Source organism: Leptotrichia hongkongensis, assembly GCF_041538065.1.
GTDB lineage: Bacteria > Fusobacteriota > Fusobacteriia > Fusobacteriales > Leptotrichiaceae > Leptotrichia > Leptotrichia hongkongensis.
Genome location: NZ_JBGORW010000013.1, coordinates 32152 through 50324, shown reverse-complemented (window position 1 = coordinate 50324; position 18173 = coordinate 32152). Strand labels below are relative to the sequence as shown.

Annotated in this window: 16 protein-coding genes, 1 other RNA gene and 1 riboswitch; of the genes, 6 read left to right on the top strand and 11 right to left on the bottom strand. The window is 29.6% G+C overall.

Annotated elements, in window-relative coordinates:
- The first annotated feature begins 455 nt into the window (after positions 1-455).
- Positions 456-815, top strand: coding sequence for a winged helix-turn-helix transcriptional regulator (locus tag ACEG17_RS09340; RefSeq protein WP_372583500.1), 360 nt, complete (start codon positions 456-458; stop codon positions 813-815).
- A 281-nt stretch (positions 816-1096) separates the two neighbouring features.
- Here ACEG17_RS09340 and ACEG17_RS09335 read toward each other — a convergent pair whose 3' ends face one another.
- The 7 genes from ACEG17_RS09335 to gap form a co-directional block, all read right to left on the bottom strand.
- On the bottom strand, positions 1097-2179 hold the full coding sequence (locus ACEG17_RS09335; protein WP_372583499.1) for an SDR family oxidoreductase: 1083 nt from the start codon (positions 2177-2179) through the stop codon (positions 1097-1099).
- Positions 2180-2457: 278 nt separating this feature from the next.
- The gene (gene rsmG, locus ACEG17_RS09330) at positions 2458-3180 is read right to left on the bottom strand and encodes a 16S rRNA (guanine(527)-N(7))-methyltransferase RsmG (protein WP_372583498.1); all 723 of its coding nucleotides are present in this window, start codon (positions 3178-3180) and stop codon (positions 2458-2460) included.
- 51 nt (positions 3181-3231) lie between these two features.
- Positions 3232-5154 (bottom strand): tRNA uridine-5-carboxymethylaminomethyl(34) synthesis enzyme MnmG, encoded by a 1923-nt coding sequence (mnmG, locus tag ACEG17_RS09325; protein WP_372583502.1) that lies wholly within the window; start codon positions 5152-5154, stop codon positions 3232-3234.
- Between the two features lie 201 nt (positions 5155-5355).
- Positions 5356-5694: a transfer-messenger RNA gene (gene ssrA / locus ACEG17_RS09320) on the bottom strand.
- 66 nt (positions 5695-5760) lie between these two features.
- Complete coding sequence (locus ACEG17_RS09315; protein ID WP_372583501.1) at positions 5761-6267, bottom strand: COG2426 family protein; 507 nt, start codon at positions 6265-6267, stop codon at positions 5761-5763.
- Between the two features lie 165 nt (positions 6268-6432).
- Positions 6433-7158: a class I SAM-dependent methyltransferase gene (locus tag ACEG17_RS09310; protein ID WP_372583497.1), complete on the bottom strand. Its 726-nt coding sequence runs from the start codon at positions 7156-7158 to the stop codon at positions 6433-6435.
- Between the two features lie 175 nt (positions 7159-7333).
- Positions 7334-8347, bottom strand: a complete 1014-nt coding sequence (gene gap, locus ACEG17_RS09305) for a type I glyceraldehyde-3-phosphate dehydrogenase (protein WP_372583496.1) — start codon at positions 8345-8347, stop codon at positions 7334-7336.
- Positions 8348-9023: 676 nt separating this feature from the next.
- A riboswitch (adenosylcobalamin-variant (AdoCbl-variant) riboswitch) is annotated at positions 9024-9131 on the top strand.
- A gap of 178 nt (positions 9132-9309) precedes the next feature.
- On the opposite strand from gap, the gene nikA reads away from it, so the two are divergent.
- The 5 genes from nikA (at position 9310) to ACEG17_RS09280 (ending at position 14365) form a co-directional block, all read left to right on the top strand.
- Entirely contained in the window at positions 9310-10932 is a 1623-nt protein-coding gene (gene nikA, locus ACEG17_RS09300) for a nickel ABC transporter substrate-binding protein (RefSeq protein WP_372583495.1), read from the top strand.
- 128 nt (positions 10933-11060) lie between these two features.
- Positions 11061-12005, top strand: a complete 945-nt coding sequence (locus tag ACEG17_RS09295) for an ABC transporter permease (RefSeq protein ID WP_372583494.1) — start codon at positions 11061-11063, stop codon at positions 12003-12005.
- Positions 12006-12007: 2 nt separating this feature from the next.
- Complete coding sequence (locus ACEG17_RS09290) at positions 12008-12820, top strand: ABC transporter permease (RefSeq protein WP_372583493.1); 813 nt, start codon at positions 12008-12010, stop codon at positions 12818-12820.
- Positions 12808-13593 carry an ATP-binding cassette domain-containing protein gene (locus ACEG17_RS09285; RefSeq protein WP_372583492.1) on the top strand — a complete coding sequence of 262 codons (786 nt, stop codon included), beginning with the start codon at positions 12808-12810 and terminating at the stop codon, positions 13591-13593. The genes ACEG17_RS09290 and ACEG17_RS09285 overlap by 13 nt, the downstream gene beginning before the upstream one ends.
- A gap of 1 nt (position 13594) precedes the next feature.
- Positions 13595-14365 carry an ABC transporter ATP-binding protein gene (locus ACEG17_RS09280; protein WP_372583491.1) on the top strand — a complete coding sequence of 257 codons (771 nt, stop codon included), beginning with the start codon at positions 13595-13597 and terminating at the stop codon, positions 14363-14365.
- 90 nt (positions 14366-14455) lie between these two features.
- Here the strand turns inward: ACEG17_RS09280 and ACEG17_RS09275 are convergent, their stop codons facing one another.
- The 4 genes from ACEG17_RS09275 to eutL all read right to left on the bottom strand — a co-directional run bounded on the left by ACEG17_RS09275 (position 14456) and on the right by eutL (position 18138).
- On the bottom strand, positions 14456-14917 hold the full coding sequence (locus ACEG17_RS09275; protein ID WP_021743459.1) for a EutQ-related cupin domain-containing protein: 462 nt from the start codon (positions 14915-14917) through the stop codon (positions 14456-14458).
- Positions 14918-14942: 25 nt separating this feature from the next.
- Positions 14943-16040 (bottom strand): haloacid dehalogenase-like hydrolase, encoded by a 1098-nt coding sequence (locus ACEG17_RS09270; protein ID WP_039901017.1) that lies wholly within the window; start codon positions 16038-16040, stop codon positions 14943-14945.
- Positions 16041-16123: 83 nt separating this feature from the next.
- A complete protein-coding gene (gene eutH, locus ACEG17_RS09265; protein ID WP_372583490.1) occupies positions 16124-17221 on the bottom strand; it encodes an ethanolamine utilization protein EutH in 1098 nt (365 codons plus the stop codon).
- 263 nt (positions 17222-17484) lie between these two features.
- Complete coding sequence (gene eutL, locus ACEG17_RS09260) at positions 17485-18138, bottom strand: ethanolamine utilization microcompartment protein EutL (protein WP_372583489.1); 654 nt, start codon at positions 18136-18138, stop codon at positions 17485-17487.
- Between the last annotated feature and the right edge of the window lie 35 nt (positions 18139-18173).

Genomic DNA, 18173 nt, shown 5'->3' with positions numbered 1-18173 from the left:
TTATCTTCTATTGTCCTGCGATACTTTTTCGTATCGACAAGATATATATTATCATATCCCCTCCCCTTTGTCAACTACTTTTTTCCATTTTTTCAAAGTTTTTTTATATAAATATTATATAATCAGGTGTAATGTCTAAAATTTATACGTATTTTTCGTATTCATTGAGTTTTGACATTTTTTATTTCATATGTTACTATAACTATTATTTGTTAACAAAAACTACAAAATAAATATTTTTCTTAAACCATAGATTTGATTTAGTATTAACAATGCTATTCCTGTTTAAAATTATCAAAAAATTACAGACTATAATTTTATCATTTACCAAAAGATTTTTAACAAATTTATTGTTTAAACTAGACTCAAATATAAAAAAAGGAAAAAATTGTAATTTATGAATAGAAAAAATAACTTTTATTGTTTATTTTGTATAAAAAATAAAGGAGAATTTAATGGAAAATAGGATGACTATAGAAAAATATATTCAAAATCAAGCAATTTCTGATATAGAAGATAATTGTCTAAAAAGTACTCAAGATTTTTTGAAACTACTTTCCAGCAAATGGACAATAAATATATTATACGTACTTAACAAAAACAGTATCAAACGTTTTGGTGAATTAAAAAAGGAAATTCCTGGAATAACAAGCGTGATGTTATCTTCAACATTAAGAAAATTAGAAAAATTTGATGTTATATCACGAAAACAATTTAATTCAATACCACCTCAAGTTGAATATTTTCTTACTGAAAAAGGTAAAAAACTTATTTTTATTTTTTATGAAATAGATACATGGCTCGGAAAAATTTGAAATATTTAATTTTTTATATTATAAAACACAATTTTAAATGGAAAACAATTTTTTTAATGTATCAATATTTAATTTAATTAATTCAGTTAGTTCTTAATTATTAAAAATAGATACAGAAAACTTGATAAGAACCTTAATGCTGATAAATTTTAGACCAAGAAAATGTTTAAACTATGCAAGTCCATTTGAAAAATTTTTACACAAAATTAGTTTTAAAAAATTTGGTAAAATGTCACAATTAATATTGCAATTTATGTTTTAAAACAATATTTTTTAGATAATTATAAATATCCATTTTCTTTATACCAGTTTATAACATCCTTTAAGGTTTCATCCAATGATCTAAATTCACATCCTAATTCTTTTTTACTTTTTTTATGACTGAAATTATTTCGCATATAATCATTTTTGATGACGCGTATTGTAGCCTTGTTTATTAATGTCTCTTTTTTAGTTAATTTACTGATTAATTTATTAAATACAGCCAGTATTTTTAAAAAAGGTAAAGGTATAACCCTTTTAGGAGCAGGAATTCCTGTTACTTTAGATAATTCTTCTAACAGTTCTTTCATAGTCATAAATTTCCCAGCTGCAAGATACAATTCTCCTCTTTTTCCTTTTTCCATTGCCATTATTTCGTGTTCTGCTACATCACGTGCATCTACAACGCTATAGCTTGAAGGTATAATTCCTGGTATCTTTTTATTTACATAATCCATGACAAGCTGTCCTGATGAAGTAGGCCCCATATCTCCTGGACCAAACATAAATCCTGGAAGTACAAAACAACAAAATATATCAGGATTTTCATTCAAAAATTTTTTAACAGCTTCATCGCTTAATATCTTACTACGGTAATAATCATTAATTTCTTTGTCATCTTTATCACGTAACATTGTTTCATCAATAAGCTGATTCTTTTCTGCTTTAAGTACTGCAATCGAAGAAGTGTGAACCATGTTTTTTATTCCTGCTTTTTTTGCAGCAGTCATTAAATCTATAGTTCCTTTCACATTTGTATTATAAAGTTTCGACCAGTGATTTTCTCCACCTTTATAGGCTTCCTTGAAATAAGCTGCCGTATGAAAAAGTCCATCGCATCCTTTAAGAGCTTCTTTATAGCTATCTGGATTATTAAGATTTCCTTCTACAAAAGTAATTTCTAAATCTGGAAACTGTTTTTTTGCATTTTTTATATTCCGTACTAATCCTGTTACTTTTATTCCTCTATTAACTAGCGCTCTTACAAGATTATTTCCTAAAAGCCCCGTTGCTCCTGTCACAAATGCATGCTTTATCTCCCTTTTTGCAGTAAAAATGCTATTTGATTTTTGATTTTCATTATTTAGATTTATTTTTTCCATATACTTATCTCCTATTTTTATTTATCTTAATATTTTTCGTTTAGTCATTATACTTAAATAATATAAACTTTTCAAGTACTTAAAATTTCTATACTTAGTAAGATTTAATATACTAAAGTTGAAAATTCAGGAAAAATTTAGGAAAAAAATATTAGCTGTCTTAGTAATTACTAGGTAGTCATTTTTTGTTTTAAAATTTATTTTCTTCATATAAACAAAAAACTGAGACAAAATCTCAGTTCTTATTTCTAATAATTTTACAATTTTTGAACTTTTATCTATAACGGCTTCTTGGATGGAATTCCTATTTTTCTTGGATATTTTTTGTCTGTTTTTTGCAGTTTTAAAATTTCCAAAATTATCCTTTTATCCATACTTTCTGGAAGATTAAATTCAAAAGTTTTGTTTATTTTTGCATTTAAAATCTTTAGAGCATTTTTCGATTCCTCTATTTCGTTTAGGTTTAATTTTTGCGGTAAAAATCGTCCATTTACTTTTATGAATGGAATCATATACTCCAGTATTATTCTTAAATTGGCTACTCCTCGGCAAAGAGCAACATCAAAACATTCTCTTCTATCTTTTATTAATTCTTCTGCACGTTCAAAACTTGTTGTTACATTCTGTAAATTTAATTCTTTTATTACTTCATTTATGAATTCTATTTTTTTCCTTACTGAATCTACTAACAAAAACTTTTTCTCTGGGTAATAAATGGCAAGCACAAGCCCAGGAAATCCAGCGCCTGTTCCAACATCTATAAAAGATTTTTCGTCATCATTTATAACTTTTGTTAAAAGCAAGGAATCTATAAAATGTTTTTCCAGCATTCCTTTTTTCTCACGAATTGCTGTTAAATTCATAATTTGATTTTTATTATATAAAAGTTCTAAAAATTTCAGTATTTGCGTAATTTTTTCGTCTGGCACTTTAATTTCTGATTTTGAAAGCAAGTTTAAGAAATATTCTCTTAAATTGGCTTCTTCGTTTATATTTTCCAATTTTTCTCCTTACGTTCCATTAATATATAAAAGTTTTTTTATAGCTAGATTTTATTTTAAAACTCCATCTAAATACATTAGCAGCACAGAAATATCTGCTGGCGTTACTCCAGACATTCTGGATGCCTGTCCTACATTATATGGTCTATTTTCTTTTAATCTTTGTTTTGCTTCTCTTGTAATTCCCTTCATACTGTCATAGTCAAAATTTTTAGGAATTTTTTTATCATCCAGTTTTTGCTGTTTTTCCATAATTTGGATAGCTTTGGCGATGTAGCCTTCGTATTTTGTCTGAACTTCAATTTGATATTCAGTTTCATCGTCAAAATTTAGATTTGGTACATTTTCAATGATTTCAGCGATATATTTTATATCTTGATATGTAACTTTTGGACGACGTAAAATTTCCTTTAAAGTCGTTCCACTTTTTAGACTTTCGTTATATTTATCAAGAATTTCCATAAGCCTTGGGTTACTGCTTCCAAGTTTTATATTCTCAAGGTTTTCTATTGTTTCCTTAACATTTTTTTTCTTTTCCTGTACAATATCATAATATTTTTTATCAAGAAGCCCAATTTTATAAGCCTTTTCAGAAAGTCTTATATCTGCGTTGTCTTCACGTAAAATAAGTCGGAATTCAGATCTTGCTGTAAACATTCTATATGGCTCAAACAGTTCCTTATTTATTAAATCATCTATCATTGTCCCAATGTACGAACTTTCTCTGTCTAAAATAAACGGCTCTTCCCCTTTAATTTTTAAAGCTGCATTGATTCCTGCGATAATTCCCTGTGCAGCCGCCTCTTCATAACCGCTTGTCCCGTTTAGCTGTCCAGCCAGATAAAGTCCTTTTACTTTACGGGTTTCAAGAGTGTAGTCAAGTTCGCTAGGGTCTACAATATCGTATTCCACCGCATAACCGTATCGCATTATATGGGCATTTTCAAGTCCATCAATTGTATTCACTATCTTTTGTTGCAAACTAGCAGGATAGCTTGTGGAAAGTCCACTTATGTAGACTTCTGCTGTGTCAAATCCTTCTGGTTCCAAAAATAAATGATGGCTGTCTTTATCATTAAATTTTACAACTTTATCTTCAATTGACGGACAGTATCTTGGCCCTGTACTGCTTATACTTCCATTATACATCGGTGCTTTATCTAGATTATCAAGTATTAGTTTATGTGTTGTTTCATTTGTCCGTGTTATGTAACATGATAATTGAGATTTTTCTAGAACTTCACTATTTGGCGTTCTCATTGAAAATTTTAATGGAATACCTGTTATTCCTGGCTGTTCTTCCAATTTTTCCAGATTTAATGTTCTGATATCAAGTCTAGGAGGTGTCCCTGTCTTGAATCTATCCATTTTAAATCCTAAAGATTTCAGGGAAGTTGTTAAATCTTCTGCTGATAACTCTCCCATTCTTCCACCTTTTACCCTTTTATCTCCAATGTATAAAAGTCCTCTTAAGAATGTTCCTGTCGCAAGTACAACTGCCTTTGCAAAAAACTCCATTCCCGTCTTAGTTCTTATCCCTTTTATAACTTTTTCAATTCTTTTAGAATTACCTTCTAAAATTTCAATTTCTTCAACAATTAATTCTGTGACAATATCTTGAACAGTATCTAAATTTTGCTGATTTTCTATTGTTTTTTTCATTTCCCTTGCGTAAATTTTTCTATCTGCCTGAGCCCTTAACGAACGAACTGCTGGTCCTTTTTTTGTATTCAGAATTCTCATTTGTACAAAGCTTTTATCCATATTTCGTCCGATTTCTCCGCCTAATGCGTCAACTTCCTTAGCCAGATGACTTTTTGCAGGCCCTCCAACTGATGGGTTACAGGACATAACACCTATATTATCTAATGTTATTGTAAAAATTGCTGTATTCAATCCTAATCTCGCTGATGCCAATGCCGCTTCAATTCCTGCGTGTCCAGCACCAACAACAATTACATCATAATTTCTCATTTTATTTATAAATTGTAATTTTTTATGCTCAAAATAACACTTTGACCTAAAATTACATTCTCCTTTCATTTCCAATTCTTTTTATAAATCCATTATATATTAATATTTTGTTTTTTTCAATAAAGTATTTTCAAAAAAGAAAAAACGAGTTATGCAACTCGCTTACAGTTTATTTAATAATTCGATTTTTATTTTGTGTTTTGGTGGAAATGACGGGAATCGAACCCGTGTCCAAAATAAAAAGTTCTTACTATCTTCTACAAGTTTAGTCTATTTAACGCTTTAACCATTAGATATTAAACAGACAAAAGTCTAAAGGCGAGATTATAAATTTTCCTTAGATGACATAATCATACATCCAAGTAAGCCATTAAAAATGACATCATCTAATGGAAAAATGGCGTTTCCAAAAGAGATGAGCCGCTATCTTAGGCAGCTAATGCGTAATTATCGTTTCCGATTATTTTTAAGTTGGATTTTAAAGCTCCCGCTTACTTGCCAATAGTAATCTTTTTATCCTGTCGAAACCAAAACATTCCCTTATTTTAAAATTTACTTTTTTAGTATAGCATATATTTAAAATTTTGAAAAGATATTATTTAAAAATTATATTAAAAATCCTATCACTCCGTATACTCCCAATGTTACAAGAGCCGCTGCAATTAATACCCCAAAAAGAATATATAAAAAAGATTTTTTTCTGTCAAATTGAAGCAATGCCGCAATCAATGCCCCTGTCCAAGCACCTGTTCCTGGAAATGGAATAGCTACAAAAATCATAAGTCCCAAAAATTCCTTATTTGCGATATTTTCACTTCTGCTCATCGCCCTTTTTTCAATTTTTTCAATAAAGTTTACCAATATATTCTTCTTTTTCATAAATTCAAATAATTTTACTACAAATAAAAGAATAAACGGTACAGGAAGCATATTTCCAATAATTGAAACAATCATATTCAAATACCAAGGTAATCCAATAGCTGCTCCAATCGGTATTGCTCCACGAAGTTCAATTATAGGCAACATTGATATAAGAAATATTCCTATAATTTTATTTAGAAGCGGAGCTCCAATTAAAGTTACCTTTATAAAATTTTTAAAAGATTTCATAATTTTTACTTTTTACTTTATAATAATTAAATCCATTAATTATCATAAATTTCTCCTTTATTGATTATTTACGTTAATTCAAGAGAACGCATACTCTATTTTATTATTTAAAATTTCATCTTAATTCTTACAAAAATTTATACATTTACAACATATTTCAAACTAAATCTAATCAGCTTTTGTAATCACAAATATTAATGGCTGCGATTTTTTCAAAACAAACTCAGACTCCTTAAAGCCTCCAAATACTTTTACATTGCTTATTCCTAACTGTTCAAAAAATTTCATAAAATCAAAATAATTAACATTTGTTAAAATTTCTTCATTTTCAAGCTTATCATCCAAAATAGTTTTAAAAATCACATTATTATCAGAATTTTTGTAATAATAACGTTCAAATTTCACATTTTCATTTTCAATCAATGGTAAATTTCCCAAAAAATTAGATTCAGATTTTTGATTTTCAAAAAATTTATAAAAATTTATTAGTTGAATAATCAGTTTTCCATTATTTTCAAGCTGTGAATAAGCTTTTTTTAAAAATAAAAAAATCTCATCTTTGCTATTTAAATGCGGTAATGTATTTCCAACATTTATTATTGTGCCGAATTTTCCCAATTTATCAATTTTCATCATATCCAAATTTTTTACATCAACATTTTTTTCTCTAGCCTGCTCAATCAATTTTTTATTTATATCAATGGAAATTACATCATATCCTTCATTTTTTAGAAATTTTGACAAGTTACCTGTTGCAGCTCCTACATCAAGCACTTTTTTCCTTGTAATATATTTTTGAAAAAAATTTTTCTGAACATCTGAAAGTGAAAAGATAAAATCGTATTTTTCTGCTATTGTATCGTAAAACTTCTTCATATTTTCTTTATTTTCCATATTTTCTCCAAATTTTAGAATTTTTTGAATCTTAACAGCCAGGTTATAATTTTAGATTATTATATCATAAATTTTATAAAATAAGAATTAAATTTGCAAAAATAATATAAAAAAGAAAACCGACTATTTCTAGCCGATTTTCAAAATTAATTTTTAAGATTTCTGTTTAAATCAATTATTTAGCAATTTTGCTTGCGAAGTATCCTAAAGTTCTAATTAATTGAGCTGTATAAGACATTTCATTGTCATACCAAGATACTGTTTTAACTAATTGAGTATCTCCGTTTTGAACAATTTTTGTTTGTGTTGCGTCAAATAATGATCCGAAGTGAATTCCAACGATGTCAGAAGATACTAATTCTTCTTCAGTATATCCGAATGATTCGTTAGCTGCTGCTTTCATAGCTGCGTTTACTTCTTCTACAGTTACTTTTTTGTTTAAGATTGATACTAATTCAGTTAATGAACCAGTTGGAACAGGTACTCTTTGAGCAGCTCCATCTAATTTTCCGTTTAATTCAGGTACTACTAGTCCAATTGCTTTTGCAGCTCCTGTTGAGTTAGGAACAATGTTTACAGCTGCAGCTCTTGCTCTTCTTAAGTCACCTTTTCTGTGAGGTGCATCTAAAGTGTTTTGGTCTCCAGTGTAAGCGTGGATAGTTGTCATTGTACCAGTTACAACACCAAAGTTATCGTTTAATGCTTTAGCCATTGGTGCTAAACAGTTAGTTGTACAAGAAGCTCCTGAAATAACTGTTTCAGATCCATCTAAAATTTCGTGGTTTACATTGTAAACAACTGTTTTAACATCGTTTCCACCAGGTGCAGTAATAACTACTTTTTTAGCTCCTGCTTTAACGTGTAATTCTGCTTTATCTTTTGTAGCAAAGAATCCTGTAGCTTCCAATACTACGTCAACACCTAATTCTCCCCAAGGTAATTCTTCAGGGTTAGCTTTTGCGAAAGTTTTGATTTCTTTTCCGTTTACTACGAAAGCTCCTTCTTTAACTTCGATAGTTCCATTGAATCTTCCTTGAGATGAGTCATATTTGAATAAGTGTGCTAACATTTTAGCATCTGTTAAATCATTAATTGCCACCACTTCAAATTTGTCTGTTTGTTCAGCCATTAATCTTAATGCTAATCTTCCGATTCTTCCAAATCCGTTAATTGCTACTTTAATTGCCATTTTAATAATACCTCCTAAAAATTTTAATATATTAAAAAAATATATTATTCTATACAATTTGAGTATATCATATTTTCGTTGAATTTTCAACAGTTAGGAATTAATAAAATATGGTAAAATTTTTAGGTACGTTATACAATCAAATATAGTGCTAAAAAATATTAAAAAAATCTAATAAAAACAATATATTTTACAATCTATGATCTCAAAAAATTAGAAACTGTCAATTTGAGGTAATACTTTCTTTTTGGAAAAAATCTATACAACTATTTTTTTTCGAAATAAAAATTTAAATTTAAAACAATAACTTCATTTTATTTTTTATTATTTTTTGTTTTTAATTCTATCAAAAATATAATAATTTTTACTTTATTTTATTAACAAATAGATTGAAAAAATATGTACAATATGGTAAAATTTTTGTAAATTATGAGATTATTACTTTACATAACAAAACTACTTCAAACTAGATTATTATAGCTCTACAGATTTTTTATTTTTAACAGTTATTATAGTAAAACTGCTTTAAAACTAAACTCAAAAGTTATGACTATTTTACTCAAACCCTAAATTTATATAATTTTTAGCAGTTTAATTTTAAGTAGGTTTGAGTATATATTATAAAATCTAGAAAAATACATTAAACATAAACTTAAACTTAAACATTATTATGAGTGATTTGAAAAAATCGAAAGATAGGGAAGTAAGTGAAATTCTTACACTGTCCCGCAACCGTGAAAAAACTATAATTTAATAGTTTTTAAGTCGGATAACTATCCATAATAATTATTCATAGATTGACTACGGCAGATGGTTAAATGAAATTTAAATTCCTGAAGTTATTCAGCTTTTTTAATATATCAGTCTTTAACCGTTCGCTTTAGATAAGCATAAACGGTTTTTTTGTTTTTATAAAGTAATATGAATATAATAAAAAATAATTTAAATAGAAGGAGAAAAAAATGAAAAATTCATTCAAGACGATTATCATTTTGCTGATAATGGGAATTATTTTTGCTTGTCAGCCAAAACAAAAAGAGACGGCAAAAGGAAAAGCTGAAAAATCTAGTAAAATCACGTTGGCATTTAATCAGGATTCTGTTGGGAATCTAAATCCGCATGAATATTTGCCAAGCCAGTTTATCACACAGGATATGGTTTACGATGGACTTGTATCTTACGGAGAAAATGGAAAAATTAAACCTATGCTAGCTGAATCTTGGGATATTTCCAAAGATGGAAAAACTTACACTTTTAAATTGAGAAAAAATGTAAAATTCTCAGACGGTTCAGACTTTAATGCAAAAAATGTTGTAAAAAACTTTGACACTATCTTTTCTAAACAAAACAAACCAAATCACTCATGGTTTGCATTTACTAATCATTTAAAATCATACAGAGCAGTTGACGATTATACATTTGAAATAGTTCTAGATACAGCTTATACTGCAACACTCTATGACTTGGCAATGATACGTCCTATACGTTTTTTAGGAGATGCTGGTTTCCCTGAAAATGGAGATACTTCTAAAGGTATAAAAAAACCTATAGGGACAGGTGCTTGGGTGTTAAAAGAACATAAAAATAATGAATATGCAGTTTTCGTAAGAAATGAATATTACTGGGGAGAAAAACCTGCCGCTTCAGAAGTTGTAATTAAAAATATTCCAGATAGCGAAACACTTGCTCTTCAATTTGAAGCTGGAGATATTGATTTGATTTATGGAAACAGTTTAATTAGCTTGGATAGATTTGAAACATACAGACAAGATAAAAAATACACTACTGCCACTTCTGAACCAATGTCTACAAGAATGATTCTTTTAAATACTACAAGCCCGATTTTAAAAGATCTTAAAGTAAGACAAGCATTGAGTCATGCTGTAGATAAACAAAGTATCGCAAAAAATATATTTGGTGGTGTTGAAAAACCTGCTGATACAATTTTTGCTCCAAATGTACCTCACACAAATATAGAACTTACAAAATATAACTTTGACTTGGCAAAAGCAGAGACATTGCTTGATGAAGCAGGGTGGAAAAAAGGTGCTGACGGTATGAGAGAAAAAGATGGTAAAAAAATGATTCTATCTTTCCCTTACATCAGTTCTAAAGTTACAGATAAAAATATAGGGGAATACATTCAAGGAGAATGGAAAAAAATTGGTATACAAGTTGACTTAAAGGCAATGGAAGAAAAAGCATACTGGGAAAATGCAACTGCAAAAAATTATGACTTAATGTCTGACTATTCATGGGGAGCTCCTTGGGATCCGCATGCTTACCTGACTGCAATGGCTGATGATTCGGTTAAAGGAACAAATCCTGGCTATGTTGCGCAACTAGGTTTACCAATGAAAGCTGAACTAGATAAAACTATCAAAGCTTTATTAATTGAACCTGATGAAACTAAATTAAATGAAATGTATAAATATGTATTAACTACTTTACAAGAGCAAGCTGTATATATTCCAATCAGCTATCAAGCTTTATTAAGTGTTTATAGAACTGGAGAGCTAGAAGGCGTGAAATTTATGCCAGAAGAAAATAGAATTCCTGTATGGACAACTGTAAAAGTAAAATAAATTAAAAATATCAAAATAGTGAAGCCTCTTCAAAATTGAATCTAGAAATTACAGATAATTTATTCAAATAATTTTTAAAAGTTTGGTTTTGGAGAGGTTTAAAGTATTCAATTTTAAGGGATGATTTTGTGATAAAAAAATTAATATCATTATTTTCGATTTTTCTGGCAATATCAGTTATTACATTTTTCCTTGTAAAACTGTCGCCAGGAGATCCTGCCCAAAATTATTTAAGGGCATCTCATGTAAGCATAACTGCTGAAACATTAAAAGCAGCTAGAAAAAATTTAGGATTAGACAAACCTTTATATATTCAATATTTTAACTGGCTCACAGATATATTAAAAGGTGATTTTGGAATATCATATACAAAAAAAACTCCTGTTATAGAGCTTGTAAATGAAGCTATTGTTCCAACTTTTCAGCTTGGATTTTTTTCATTTGTAATTTTAATTATATTATCTCCTTTATTAGGAGTCTTAAGCGCAATCAAGAAAAATACAATTTTTGACTATACAGTTCAAGCTTTATCATACGCAGGAGTATCACTTCCCACTTTTTGGCTAGGCTATATACTAATTATTTTCTTTTCAGTTTCATTAAAAATCCTGCCTGTTTCAGGAAGAGGCGACTGGAAAAATTTTATCTTGCCTTGCATAACGCTTGTACTACCTTTAATCGCACAGACAACTTTTTTTATAAGAAAAAATATACTTGAAGAAATGGATAAAGCTCATGTTGAAAATGCAATTATTCGAGGTGTTTCAAAAAAAAGAATAATTCTTAACCATTTGCTAAGAAATACATCTATTCCAATTATTACAGTTCTAAGTTCAAATATTATGTATTTACTGACAGGAAGTGTGTTAATTGAAGAAATTTTTGCTTGGCCTGGTATTGGAAAATTATTTACTACAGCTGTAAAAACTGGAGATTTCCCATTAATTCAAATTTGTCTTTTATTTTTTGGAATAATGTCTATTATTGTAAATGAATTTACTCAAGCACTTGTAAAATATATGGATCCAAGATTAAGAATAAAAGAAAAATCTAAAGCTGGAGGTGTATTGTAATTATGAAAAAAAGAAAATTATTTTATTTTTCAGTATCATTACTTGCTGTATTGATTTTCATTGCTATTTTTGCACCTTTACTTGCTCCTTATGATCCACAGTTTACTGACATTTCACAAAAACTTCAACTTCCAAGCAAAATTCATAAGCTGGGAACAGACCATATGGGAAGGGATGTTCTTTCAAGACTAATCTACGGAACAAGGCTGTCACTTATGATTTCAGCACTAATTACAGTTGTTACATTATGCATAAGCTTTCCTGTAGGAATTTTGGCAGGCTGGTTTGGAGGGAAGCTGGATAAAATATTTTTATGGATTGTAAATGTCTTTATGGCTTTCCCAAGTTTTCTTTTATCGATGGCATTTGTCGGTATTTTAGGTCAAGGAATAGGGAATATTGTAATTGCTGTAAGCGCTATTGAATGGATTTACTATGCAAGAATTTTAAGAAATACAGTTTCTAGTGTCAAACAGCAGGAGTATGTTCAGGCAGCACAGGCAATAGGAGCTCCACCTTTTTTTATAATAAAAAGACATATTCTCCCTTTTGTTTTCAAGCCTGTTCTAATCGCAGCCCTAATGAATATTGGAAATATAATTTTAATGATTTCAGGATTTTCCTTTTTAGGAATAGGAGTACAGCCAAACATATCCGAATGGGGAATGATGCTAAACGACGCAAAACCTTACTTCAGACGAATTCCAGGGCTGGTACTATATCCAGGACTTGCTATATTCATAACAGTTTTAACATTTAACCTGTTAGGAGAAACTTTTGATAATAAAGGAATAAAAAAATTATGGAAAAATTAGATATAAATGCACTAAAAGTCAGTATTGATAACAAAACAATACTAAATGACATTTCGTTTACATTACCAAAGGGAGAAACTCTTATTATCATCGGTGAAAGCGGTTCAGGAAAAACAATGCTTTCCAGATTATTAGTAGGAATAAAGCCTGATAATGCCAGCATAAATGGGAATATATTCTTTGATGAAAAAGATTTATTGAAAATATCAGAAAAGGAGTGGAATGAATACAGAGGTAAAAAAATTTCATACATTTCCCAAAATCCTATGGCTGTGTTTAACCCTTTTCAAAATGTGGAATCTCACGCTGTGGAGCTGTTTCAAAGCAGGCTTGGCTTGTCAAAAAAAGAATGTATAAAGAAGATGATTGAAGAAATGAAAAAATTAAATCTTCCAAATCCAGAAGCATTAATGAAAAAATATCCATTCCAGTTAAGTGGTGGAATGTTACAAAGAATAATGTTTTCCATGATGATTCAACTGGAACCTGAGCTACTGATAGCTGACGAGCCTACTTCAGCCCTTGATTACTATAATACCGAAAAAGTTACTGAATTACTAAAAAATCTGCAATCCCAAAACACCTCACTTATAGTAATTACTCACGATTACAACCTCGCAAAAGAACTTGACGGAAAAATAATTATTATGAAAAATGGAAATTTGATTGAAAAAGGTAATACTTCTGATATGTTAAAAAATCCTCAAAGTGACTACGGGAAATCATTAATATTGAGAAAACGCTACACAAGATACAAAAAAGAAGGAATTTAATATGAAAAAATTAGTAATTGAAAATGTAAGCAAACACTATGATAAAAAAGCCATTTTGTCTAAAATAAATTTATCTGTTTTACAAAACGAATGTCTTGGCATTATGGGAGAAAGTGGTTCAGGAAAAAGTACATTAGCAAAACTGCTTGTAGGACTGGAATCTTTTGATGAAGGAAATATCATATTTAATGAAATATCATACAAAAATATCAATAAAAAGCAACTATCCTTAATTCATCGTAAAATTCAGTTAGTTTTTCAAAATGCTTTTGGTGCAGTAAATCCAAAATATACAGTCGAAGAAGTCTTGACTGAACCTCTAAAAATACACTATAAAAAAGAAATTTCATACGAGGAAATGAAAAAACGTGCAGAAAATTTTTTAGAAAAAGTAGGACTTAACCCTGAATTTATGTCACAAAAGGCTATTCAACTAAGCGGAGGACAGCTGCAAAGGGTATGTATTGCAAGAGCATTAATACTAGAACCTGAAATAATCATATTTGATGAATCTGTCAGCGGGCTTGATCCTGTTATTCAAGAGCAAATACTTGAACTTCTTGGCTCACTAAAGGAAACTATGAATTTAACATATATTTTTATTTCCCATGATTTTGAAGCATGTTATTACCTATGTGATAAAATAGTTATAATAGAAAATGGAGAAATAGCTGATATTATTGAAAATCTTGATTCTCCTGTCATAGTAAAAAATGAACGAATAAAACGTATTTTGGGAAAGGCTGTAAATTTTATCGAAACTATTCAATAAATAACTCTCTAGGTATTTTTTAAATAAATAAAGAGGCTGTTATTGTTATATCATTTTACAGCCTCTATTTTTTAGGGGTATTTATTTAACTTATTTACAAGTGTCTTGCCAATTTGCAGGATAGATTACATATAAGAATCTTGCAAAGTTAGGAGCACTAAATTTTATTTTTGAACCTTTAGGGATTAAAATGGCATCTCCCCTGTTTCCTGTAACTTTACGTCCATCTACTATAATTTCTAATGTTCCGTCTATTACATAATCTATTTCATCGTAGTTCAGTTCCCAATCAAATGCAGATTCTTCCATTTCCATAACTCCGCAACTCAATCTTCCGCTTTCTTCTATTGTAAATACATCGGTTAAGAATACTTTGTCATTAGGATTTCCAGTATCAAATCTTTCAGGTTTTACTGAAGGGATTTTAACAACTCCTACTCCACTTTTATCAATATGTTTTTCAAATCCTCCAACTTTTCTTCCAAGTTCTTCTTGTACTACTTTTCTTAATATTTTTTCCAATGTTTCCTTATCTAAATTTTTTAAGTCCATTATTTCTTCCTCCAAAATCTTTCAATTAATTTTCAGGAACGAATAACCCTGTTTCTTCGTTTCTTGTTTGAATTAACGCTCTAGCATCTTTTGCAAGATTGTCAAGTTTTCCTTTTCTTTTCATAAGAAGAAGTGCTTTTGTACCTTTGTATTCAGAAAGCATATTTACATCTCCTTCACTGTCTCCTGCAACTAGAAGCGGATCTTTTCCACCATGTTTAGGTTTCAAGTATTTATTTATTACTTCAACTTTTCCTTTAGTCTGTGTTTGTGGATAACCATGCTTATATTCGGCAACATATTTGTCTCCGTTCATTTCAAGACGCATTCCATAAACACTATCAGAACTTAAATTATATCCATAAGACTTATTGCTTGCAAATACTTTTACAATATCTTCAAGAGAAGCTGAAACTATATATACTTTTATACCATTTTTTTCAAATTCATGAAATAAATTGGCTGTTTCAGGCTGAGTTCTCAAACCACTCTTATATTGATGGCTTACTTTACCTGCTTCACCTGTTAGTTTATCACTTGACTCAAGAACATATTTCCCAAGTTTATTCCCAATTCCAAAATCATTTGCTTCCTTAGCTAGTTTTTGCACTTCTGATACGCTCATATTTTCAAATAGGTAAAGTACCCAAGGATAAGCTACATCATGTGAAAAACTTCCACCTATTGCTTCATAAAGAAATGCTAATTTTCCTCTAAAATCTTTAAATTCTTCAGTTTGTTTAATTTTTTCCAAAGACATTTTTTGAGTTTTTATATAGTTATTGTAAAGAAAAGTATATCTTTTATCCAAATCATTTGCTATTTTTGTAATGTTAATAGGTTGACCTTTTACATTAACATAGTCTTTTGCAAAGTTATCAAGCGGAATATCTTTTCTTATTGCTTTTGAAAATTGTGCCGGTGTCATTTTGAACTTTAAATTATCTATCTGATATCTAAACAAATTTTCTTGTGTATCTTGATAAATTGATGTATAATCCCAGTCAAAGACTACATAATTTCCTTGATTTTTATTTTCATCTATAAGTTTTGATAAAGCTTCCCTGTTTTTTGGAACCCATCTCAATTCGTCCAAATTAGCAGCTGATAAAGCGAATGCCATAACTAAAAATACCAATAATCCAATCAATTTTTTCATACTAAATTTCATCTTTCATCTCCTCAGATAATCATTTTTTCACATTTTTATTTTGCAGTTTCTTTTTTGCAGAATAATATTTTTGCTACAACTATTGCTGTTACTCCTGCCACTAATTTTCCAACTATCATTGGGAAAATCATTTGAGTATATTTTCCACCATCAAATCCAGCTGTAAATCCTAAATGGTCTCCAAAAACAAATGCTGCACTTACTGCAAAGGCAATATTCATAACCTTTCCATTTGCATCCATATCTTTTAAAATTCCAAACATAGGGATATTATTAGCTAAAGTTGCAACTAACCCAGCTGCTCCAGCTTCGTTCATTCCAAGACCTTTTCCTAATACTTCAAGCGGTTTACCAAATACTTTTGTAATAAAATGTACTAATGGATATGCTCCAGCAAGAACTATCGCAATTGCTCCAACTGTTCCTAAACCATCAGCTATTGGAGCCATTCCAGGAATTACTACAAACCCTGTCAATGCTTCAATTATTGAAGCTACTAGTCCTATTGTAATTATAATTACTACTGCTTGACCAAAAACTGCAAATCCTTTTGTCATTTTTTCAGGAATAAAAATTAATCCTAAAATAATTAATGCAGCAACTATTATTATTGGTATCAAATTCACCAAAATCAATCCTATTGGGAATCCAGCCACTAATCCTCCTGCAAGTACTCCTAACGGTATTGTAGTAATTCCAGCTAAAATTCCTTTTGCCAAAAATGGCTTGTCATCTTTTTCAATAATTCCTAATGCTACTGGTATTGTAAACACGATAGTTGGTCCCATCATCGAACCTAATATAAATGCCGCTAATCTTCCAGCTTCTGGATTTTTAGCCATTCCTAATGCAAGCGGAGCTCCTCCCATATCATTTGCAAGAAGTGTTGTTGCAAACATAGCCGGATCTGCTCCTAATGCTGAATAAATTGGTCCTACTATTGGTGTCAAAATATTTCCTAAAACTGGTGCTAAAGAAATAATCCCAACCATAGCAACCGCAAGTGACCCCATAGCCATTATTCCTTCCTCAAATTTTTCACCATATCCCAGTTTATTTCCAAATATTTTATCTATTCCACCTATTGCCATAAAGATAGTCATAATAATAATTATTATTTTATCTATTCCCATTTTATATTCCTCCCAAATTTTCATTTAATTATTTTGTTTTAAATGAAAATACTCAAAATTATATTTATTCAAAATCATTTTCTATAAAATTCTTTTTATTAATTTGGATTACAAAAACTTTAATTACACAAATAGAACTATACTTAAAAATTTTTTAAATATTTTATAAAAATTTAGAATTGCCCAATAAAAATATTTTTTATTTAAAAATTTAATGCTATAAATTTACAAGGCAATTCTAGTTTATAACAATGGTTCTTCAATTAATAATTTAATGGATTATCTGCCACAGATTTTACTGCTTCAGCGAAAGCATCGCACGCAGCTTTACATGCTGACTGACTTCCTGTTAAAAGTGCTCCACCAAAGTTTGTTTCTGAAGGTGGTCCAAAGAATGCAACTAAACTTACATCTGCGGCTTTTAATGCAACATCTAAAGCGTACATTGCTTCAAGCGGAGGTGCTATTAGGTATGCTAATGATTCTCCTTCTGCAATTCCTGCTGTTTTTGATAAATAACTTCCTGTTCTTGATACACAATGTGCATAATATGCAATGCTATCATCATCATTTGCACTTATGAATGCTCCTTCATTTTCAATAAAGTCAACTGCTGCAGCTAGTCCACTTTTTACTTCCGCAGGAGTAGGCCCTGACAATATTCCTATTACTTCTCCTGCAAGTTTTGTATTTGCATTTGCAGCTCCACCATAGAATGATTTTCCGTAAACTACATCAACTACAGCTTTTTTTGTAGCTTCATCAAGTGCAGTATATGTAACATCGTCACAATCTGCTGTTATAATTCCTATACTTCTATGTCCTTCGGGTAATTCCAGTTCTTTAGCCATATCATCATCTACATTTGGAATTAATCTTACAGCTAGTACATTAGCTTTTAATCTATCGCCTTTCATTGTTCCTCCTAAAGTTTTTAATTTTTATTTTTTAT

Excerpts from the sequence above, each read along its gene's own strand:
- eutH (WP_372583490.1), bottom strand. The coding sequence starts at position 17,221 with ATGGGAATAGATAAAATAATAATTATTATTATGACTATCTTTATGGCA.
- ACEG17_RS09340 (WP_372583500.1), top strand. The coding sequence starts at position 456 with ATGGAAAATAGGATGACTATAGAAAAATATATTCAAAATCAAGCAATT.
- ACEG17_RS09335 (WP_372583499.1), bottom strand. The coding sequence starts at position 2,179 with ATGGAAAAAATAAATCTAAATAATGAAAATCAAAAATCAAATAGCATT.
- ACEG17_RS09270 (WP_039901017.1), bottom strand. The coding sequence starts at position 16,040 with ATGGCATTCGCTTTATCAGCTGCTAATTTGGACGAATTGAGATGGGTT.
- ACEG17_RS09310 (WP_372583497.1), bottom strand. The coding sequence starts at position 7,158 with ATGGAAAATAAAGAAAATATGAAGAAGTTTTACGATACAATAGCAGAA.
- nikA (WP_372583495.1), top strand. The coding sequence starts at position 9,310 with ATGAAAAATTCATTCAAGACGATTATCATTTTGCTGATAATGGGAATT.
- ACEG17_RS09280 (WP_372583491.1), top strand. The coding sequence starts at position 13,595 with ATGAAAAAATTAGTAATTGAAAATGTAAGCAAACACTATGATAAAAAA.
- eutL (WP_372583489.1), bottom strand. The coding sequence starts at position 18,138 with ATGAAAGGCGATAGATTAAAAGCTAATGTACTAGCTGTAAGATTAATT.
- mnmG (WP_372583502.1), bottom strand. The coding sequence starts at position 5,154 with ATGAGAAATTATGATGTAATTGTTGTTGGTGCTGGACACGCAGGAATT.
- ACEG17_RS09275 (WP_021743459.1), bottom strand. The coding sequence starts at position 14,917 with ATGGACTTAAAAAATTTAGATAAGGAAACATTGGAAAAAATATTAAGA.
- ACEG17_RS09285 (WP_372583492.1), top strand. The coding sequence starts at position 12,808 with ATGGAAAAATTAGATATAAATGCACTAAAAGTCAGTATTGATAACAAA.
- ACEG17_RS09290 (WP_372583493.1), top strand. The coding sequence starts at position 12,008 with ATGAAAAAAAGAAAATTATTTTATTTTTCAGTATCATTACTTGCTGTA.
- gap (WP_372583496.1), bottom strand. The coding sequence starts at position 8,347 with ATGGCAATTAAAGTAGCAATTAACGGATTTGGAAGAATCGGAAGATTA.